The 1283-nt window shown below is 64.0% G+C and carries 2 protein-coding genes; both read right to left on the bottom strand.

All coding sequences use genetic code 11. The features are described from left to right. Positions 1 to 37 precede the first annotated feature (37 nt). Positions 38 to 901, bottom strand: coding sequence for an IS3 family transposase (locus E1285_RS45070; protein ID WP_243723490.1), 864 nt, complete (start codon positions 899 to 901; stop codon positions 38 to 40). A gap of 8 nt (positions 902 to 909) precedes the next feature. Next, a complete protein-coding gene (locus E1285_RS45065; protein ID WP_132161033.1) occupies positions 910 to 1224 on the bottom strand; it encodes a transposase in 315 nt (104 codons plus the stop codon). Positions 1225 to 1283 lie beyond the last annotated feature (59 nt).

The raw sequence follows: 1283 nt of genomic DNA, 5'->3' as shown, positions 1-1283 counted from the left end.
TGAGCTTCCCCCCGTTGCACGGACACCCGAGGTGAGGTCACTCGACGGCGTCTGAGGGCAGGTTGAGCCCTTCGAACGTGACGGGGCTATGCATCCCAATACTGGAATGCCGCCTGTATGGATTATACCAGCACTCAAGCCATTCGAAAACAGCGCCGGCAAGTTCTTCTCGGGTCTTCCAGGTGCGGCTGTCGAGCAACTCCAGCTGCATAGTTCCCCAGAACGACTCCATCATTGAATTGTCGTAGCAATCACCGACCGTGCCCATCGAGCCGAGCAGCCCGGCATCCCGTAGACGCTTCCCGAACGCCCAGGATGTGTATTGAGTGCCGTGATCGGAATGCAGGATTGTGGAGCCGGTCGGCGGGCTGCGCCGTGTCACGGCCATCGCCAGGGCGTTGACGACGAGATCGGTGTCCTGCCGGGCGCCGATGGACCAGCCGATGATCCGCCGCGAATAGGCGTCCATGACCGCTGCGCAGTACAATTTCCCTTCTCCTGTCGGGTGCTCGGTTATATCGGTCAGCCAGAGCCGGTCCGGGCCGGCGACATCGAAGCGGCGCTGTACCAGGTCTTCCTCGGTCGCCTGATGCACCAGGTTGCGGCGGCCCTTACGCCGGTAGACGCCCTGCAGGCCGGCGTGGCGCATCAACCGCTCGACCCGTTTGCGGTTGACCTGCTCACCCAGCCCCAGCGTCAGTTCCGCGTGCACACGAGGCGAGCCGTAACTGCCCCGGGAATCGGCATGGATTTCGCGGATCATCTTCGTCAGTTCCTTGTTCCGCAGCGCGCGGGGCGGCTCGGTCCGGCCGAGCCAGTCGTAATATCCCGACGTGGAGACGTTCAGTACTCGGCAGGCCACCGCGACCGGGATGGAGTCGGCGGCGAGTTCGCGGACCAGCGAGTAGATTACTTTGGGAGCACGTTTTCCCGGGCGAAGTACGCGGCCGCCCGTTTGAGGATCTCGTTCTCGGTCTCCAGTTGCCGGTTGCGCCGTCGCAGCTCGGCCAGTTCCTTCTTCTCCGCGGTGGTCAGGCGGTCACTGCCGCCCTTCTCTCCTGCGCCTTTGTCGTCGGTATTGGCCTGGTTCACCCAGTTCTGCAGGCAGGACCGGCTGACGCCCAGATCCTTGGCCAGCTGGACCATGGACTTATCGCCCTGGCGGGCCAGCTCGACCGCGCGGCGGCGGAACTCGGGCGGGTGTGGTGAGGGCATGGCGGACATCCTTCCTGATGATCGCCGGTGACCTCAGATCAGATGTCCGTGCTCCGGGGGGAAGCTCA

It is taken from the genome of Actinomadura sp. 7K507, assembly GCF_004348425.1.
In the GTDB taxonomy this organism is placed as follows: Bacteria; Actinomycetota; Actinomycetes; order Streptosporangiales; family Streptosporangiaceae; genus Spirillospora.
Note: the sequence above shows the minus strand (reverse complement) of the source record. Positions and strands in the feature narration are given on the sequence as shown.

Coding starts and splice junctions, on each gene's coding strand:
- E1285_RS45065 (WP_132161033.1), bottom strand. CDS start 1,224: ATGTCCGCCATGCCCTCACCACACCCGCCCGAGTTCCGCCGCCGCGCG.